This window comes from Bacillus sp. 05T31 (assembly GCF_056396725.1).
The window spans coordinates 1-6,244 of the sequence record NZ_JBFTMA010000203.1 but is presented as its reverse complement, the minus strand read 5'-3'; the positions used below and the strand labels follow the sequence as shown (position 1 = coordinate 6,244).

Genomic DNA, 6,244 nt, shown 5'->3' with positions numbered 1-6,244 from the left:
ATGTTAAACCGAATGGAATTTGTCCTACAATCTCGCCATCTACTGTGACAGACGCTTCCTTTGATCGTTGTAAAACAACTCTCATCTTTTCTACACTCCCTATTAATGCATCATGCGTCGTACGGCATAAATTTCTGGAACACGTTTAATGCGCTCTACTACTTTTTTCAAGTGTTGTAAGTTTCGAATAGAAATCGACATGTTAATCGTTGCCATCTTATTACGATCACTTCTACCAGAAACAGCTGAGATATACGTCTTCGTTTCTGTAACAGCTTGTAATACTTCATTCAATAAACCACGACGATCATAGCCTGAAATTTCAATATCAACATTGTACTCAATTTCTTTTTCAGAGCTACCTTCCCACTCTACTTCTAATAATCGTTCTACAGCTTCTTCTGTATGAACATTTACACAATCACGGCGGTGAATCGATACGCCTCGGCCTTTCGTAATATACCCAACGATATCATCGCCCGGAACTGGGTTACAGCATTTTGATAAACGAATTAATAAATTATCAGCACCGCTTACCTTTACACCAGAATCCCATTTTCGAATTTTCATCGGTTTACGAACTTCTTTAACTTCAACGATTTCTTCTTCTTCGCGTTGTTTGCGGAACTTGTCCGTTAGTCGCGTAACAATTTGCGACGCTGTAATTCCGCTATATCCAACTGCTGCAAACATATCTTCTTCATTTGCAAAGTTAAATTTCTCAGCGACACGTTTTAAGTTATCAGGCGCTAATACTTCTTTCATCTCATACTCTAGACCACGTACTTCCTTTTCAACAAGTTCACGGCCTTTTTCAATATTTTCGTCTCTACGTTGTTTCTTAAAGAATTGACGTATTTTATTTTTCGCATGAGATGTTTGAGCAAGTTTCACCCAATCTTGACTTGGGCCATACGAATGTTTCGATGTTAAAATTTCAATGATGTCACCTGTTTTTAATTTATAATCAAGCGTCACCATTTTCCCATTTACTTTTGCACCAATTGTTTTGTTTCCAATTTCCGAATGGACACGATACGAAAAGTCAATTGGAACAGATCCAAGTGGTAATTCCATTACATCGCCTTTCGGTGTGAAGACGAATACCATGTCAGAGAACAAATCAATTTTTAATGATTCCATAAACTCTTCTGCATTAGAAGCTTCATTTTGCCATTCTAATATTTGACGGAACCAAGTTAGTTTCTTCTCTAATGTACCAGTTGTTTCTGCTGTTTTCCCTTCTTTATACGCCCAGTGTGCCGCGATACCGAATTCTGCAATTTCGTGCATTTCTTTCGTACGAATTTGCACTTCTAGCGGATCACCTTTTGGTCCAATTACAGTCGTATGAAGAGATTGATATAGATTTGCTTTCGGCATTGCAATATAATCTTTAAAACGACCTGGCATTGGTTTCCAGCACGTATGAATAATTCCAAGCACCGCATAGCAATCTTTAATACTATTCACAACGACACGTACAGCTAGTAAATCGTAAATTTCATTGAATTGTTTATTTTGCAATGCCATTTTACGATAAATACTGTAAATATGTTTTGGTCTTCCAGAAATCTCAGGTTGAATTGAAACCTCTTTTAATTTCTCGCGAATGCCAGTCATTACTTCATCTAAATATTCTTCACGCTCTGCACGTTTACGCTTCATTAAATTCACAATACGATAATATTGCTGCGGGTTTAAATAGCGAAGTGACGTATCCTCTAACTCCCATTTAATAGTACTAATTCCGAGTCTATGTGCTAAAGGTGCAAAGATTTCTAACGTTTCATTCGCAATGCGACGCTGCTTCTCTTGAGGCAAATGTTTCAATGTACGCATGTTATGAAGACGATCAGCTAGTTTAATTAAAATAACTCGAATATCTTGAGCCATTGCGATAAACATTTTGCGATGGTTTTCTGCTTGTTGCTGCTCATGGGATTTATATTTAATCTTTCCAAGCTTTGTAACACCATCGACAAGCATAGCGATTTCTTTATTAAATTCCCGTTCAATGTCTTCTAATGTAATTTCTGTATCTTCCACTACATCATGTAAGAAACCTGCCGATACTGTAGCCGGATCCATGTGTAAATCAACTAAAATACCTGCAACTTGAATTGGGTGAATAATATATGGTTCACCCGATTTTCTATATTGTTCGCTATGTGCATCACGCGCATATTCATAAGCACGTGCCACTAGCTCAATATCTCCATCCGCTAAATATTGACTTGCTTTCTCGAGTACCTGTTCAGCTGTTAGTACTTGCTCATTTGCCATCGAATCACCTTTTATTGAAAATTGACTTTATCTTTATTGAATAGAATAAATTATATTCTATCATTATAACCCAATGATTGTGAATTGTGAAAAGGAAAAGATTTTACTGACATTTCACCATATTTTTTTGTGCAATTATACAAAAGTACCCGCTCCTCTCCAAGAGATTCACGGGTACTTTTTTATCACCGTAGTTTCACCTATATAATGATTAGTATTTTTCTAATACTAATACATCGTAACCATCTAACATTTTACGACCATCTAAGTAAGTAAGCTCTACTAAAAATGCAATTCCTGCTACAACTCCACCAAGTTCTTCAACTAGTTTAATTGTCGCTTCGATTGTTCCACCTGTAGCTAATAAGTCATCTGTAATTAATACACGTTGGCCTGGCTTAATTGCATCTTTATGGATTGTTAAAACATCCGTTCCATATTCTTTACCGTAGTCAACTGTAATTACTTCACGTGGTAATTTCCCTAATTTACGAACTGGTGCGAAACCTACTTCTAATGCATAAGAAACTGGGCAACCAATAATAAAACCACGCGCTTCTGGTCCTACTACAACATCAATGTCTCTTTTATTTGCATACTCAACGATTGCATCTGTTGCTGCTTTATATGCTTTTCCGTCGTTCATTAAAGGTGTAATGTCTTTAAACACAATACCTTCTTTCGGATAATCTGGTACAATTGCGATATGTTGCTTGAAATCCATATTTCTGAATCCTCCTCAGATATAAAAGGTTTGTAAATACAAATCCTTTACCCTAACTGTTCTACTTATTTATGATCACGAATCGTTTCAAACCATGTATATAGTTGCTGATATGTGCTATAAACCAATTCTTTCTCTAATTGTAAGTGGTTCATTTTCTCACGATATGTGTTCGATTCAATTAAATCACGCTTTTGTTTTTTGTCTGCCATAAAAATGACACCGTCTTTTATTGTAACAAATTCTAACTCAAAAAACACCTGTGTCATGAAATTTACTGTATCTTTTGACCAACCTTTATGACGACACAGTTGTTCCCCATATTGCCTTAAAGAAAATGGTGTTTTTTGGCTTAAGAAAGAATAGTACCATTTAAAATGTTCCCTCGTTGGGACCGTACTAAATAAATGATTATTCTCTTGATAAAATAGCGTGTAAATTCGAGCTGGGAATCCAGCCTTAAATACATCACCTAATTCATCTGTTCCTTTCGGCAAATCAAGTAGCACAATGTATTGATCATCAAAATGAGCTACCTCTGATGCATGCACGAGCTGTTCTTTATAGCCTTCTAAAGAAAATTTATTCAATACCTCTTCAGAAAAATACACCATTGTTATTTTTTCTTTCGGAAGTTCTGCTAAATTTGCTTCTACATTACGCATACTACGCCAGTCAAATAATTGCCATGCCTCTACAGCAATATCTTGCACCATTAATTGCGGCTTTTTAAAGTTATTCCATTCATTAATGGACACCTCTCCTACTACAGAAACCTTCGCAACTGGAGAGATTTCTTTCGCATAAGTACCAAATCCAAATCCAATCGTGTCCAGTGTTGCTTGCCCATCACGAAGAGCCATTTTTAAATGCGAACCATCAGATCCAATTGCACGGATACTTTCTAAGTCGGCATCTTTCACCGCAATACGCGGTTTCGGATTTCCTACGCCAAATGGCGCTAACTTTTGCATATCCTCAATCGCGGCAAGCGTTACATCCTCTACTTTACAAAATGCATCCACTGCTGTAATCGGAATAAAATCTTCTGCTGTTAAAATTACATCTGCTTGCTCATTTAACCTGCGTCTTAATTCATCCACATCATTCATATTAAGCGTCATTCCCGCTGCCATCGGATGACCTCCGAAATGCGGTAACAATTCACGGCAATCTGAAAGGTTTGCAAACAAATCAAATCCTGCAATACTACGAGCCGATCCCTTTGCTGTTTCTTTATGAGGATCAATGCTTAATACAATCGTYGGACGATAAAAACGTTCAACTAACTTAGAAGCGACAATTCCAATTACCCCTGGATTCCAACCTTCTTTTGCAAGGACTAATACTTTATTTTCTTCTGGCGGGAAATTATTTTCGACTTCAGCGATAGCTTCTTCAGTAATTTGCTTTACAATATCTTTTCGAAGTTTGTTCAGCTCATCAATTTCTTCAGCTAGCTCTTTCGCTTCCTCTGGATCTTCTGATAATAAAAGGTGTACAGCAGGTGTTGCATCTTCCAAACGACCAACTGCATTAATACGAGGTGCGAGTGCGAACCCGATGCTTTCTTCTGTAATTTCGCTTTGCGAAACGTTAGCAACTTTAAATAACGCCTTTAAACCGATATTCCGAGTCATTCGCATATGCTTCAGTCCACGCTGTACTAACAATCTATTTTCACCATGAAGCGATACTAAATCGGCTACCGTACCGATTACTGCAATTTCCAACAAATGCTCTGGCACACGGCCCAAAAGTGCATGTGCAACTTTAAATGCAACACCAACACCCGCTAAATAATGAAACGGATAAACACCGCCTTCTAATTTCGGGTGAATAATCGCAAGTGCCTCTGGTAATTCTGGTGGTGGCTCATGATGATCTGTAATAATAAGATCTATTCCAAGTTCCTTCGCTACCTTCGCTTCATGTACCGCTGCGATACCAGTATCAACAGTAATAATTAGTGAGAACCCTGCACTGTGCGCCCAACGAAACGCTTCTTCATTTGGCCCATAGCCTTCAGTAAAACGATTTGGAATATAAAACTCTACTTCTGCACCTAATTCTTTGAGAGCAAGATATAACACAGTCGTACTACTTACTCCGTCCGCATCGTAATCGCCAAATATTAATATTTGTTCTCCATTTTCAATAGCTTTTTTCACACGTTCTACAGTCCGATCCATTCCTTCAAGTAAAAATGGATCATGAAATTCTTGATCTGCTGTATTTAAAAAGTCTACAATCTTATCTTCTGTATTTAAGCCTCTGCCAAGAAATAATGAAGTCACAAGAGGTGATAGTTGCAATTTATTTGCTAATTCACTCACTAGTTCCTCATTATATTCTTTTTCTTTCCAACGCGTCTTCGGTTGTAACACGAAATCACCCCTTAACCTATCCATTATACAAGACAGATTAAGGGGTGACAATATAATGCAAACTACGATTCGATATCTATATAATTAAATATCTGTTATGTTTAATTTGGAGAATACGGATTAATATGTACAAAAACGTTTTGTACGTTATCTTGTTTCATAAGTTTTTCTTTTACATGTTTTCCGATGCGGTGACCTTCTTCTACAGTGATATATGGATCTACAGATACTTTAATATCGACAATAACATAGTGGCCATGTTCTCTTGCATATAAAGAGCCGATTTTTTTCACACCTTCCACTTGAAAAACTGCCTCCCTAAGCGGAACAACATCTTCTTCATGCAGAACATGATCGAGCGTTGCATGAATAGCTTCTGCTCCAATACTCCACGCCATCTTAGCAACGAGAATTGAAACAAATAATCCCGCAATTGGATCGGCATATACAAGCCAATCTATACCTAACTTACCGCCGATAATAGCTGCACAAATGCCGATTAAAGCTGCAATTGAAGAAAACACATCCGAACGATGTTCATATGCATTTGCAATAATTGCAGCACTATTTATCCTCTTCCCTAATCGATATTTATACTGAAACATCCCTTCTTTCACTACAATCGAAAGAATAACTGCAAAAATCGTAATTCCTTTTGGTGGTTCCAAATCTTGTGAAAAAGCTTTTATAGACGAAATCGCTATCTCTATTCCAACAATAAATAATAATACCGCAACAATAATCGCTGAAATCGATTCCGCTTTACCATGACCATACGGATGATCTTCATCAGGCGGTTGCTTTGCCGCTCGTAATCCAAAAAGTACAGCTAACGAGCCAATTACAT

Annotated in this window: 4 protein-coding genes; all 4 read right to left on the bottom strand. The window is 37.3% G+C overall.

Annotated elements, in window-relative coordinates; translation table 11 throughout:
- Positions 1-102 precede the first annotated feature (102 nt).
- Positions 103-2,286, bottom strand: a complete 2,184-nt coding sequence (gene relA, locus AC1DJR_RS14125; protein ID WP_215576562.1) for a RelA/SpoT family protein — start codon at positions 2,284-2,286, stop codon at positions 103-105.
- Positions 2,287-2,497: 211 nt separating this feature from the next.
- On the bottom strand, positions 2,498-3,010 hold the full coding sequence (locus AC1DJR_RS14120; protein WP_002015305.1) for an adenine phosphoribosyltransferase: 513 nt from the start codon (positions 3,008-3,010) through the stop codon (positions 2,498-2,500).
- Between the two features lie 65 nt (positions 3,011-3,075).
- A complete protein-coding gene (recJ, locus tag AC1DJR_RS14115; RefSeq protein WP_002015306.1) occupies positions 3,076-5,397 on the bottom strand; it encodes a single-stranded-DNA-specific exonuclease RecJ in 2,322 nt (773 codons plus the stop codon).
- 101 nt (positions 5,398-5,498) lie between these two features.
- Positions 5,499-6,244, bottom strand: a 746-nt coding sequence (locus AC1DJR_RS14110) for a cation diffusion facilitator family transporter (RefSeq protein ID WP_477002848.1), incomplete at its 5' end; no start/stop codon positions are given.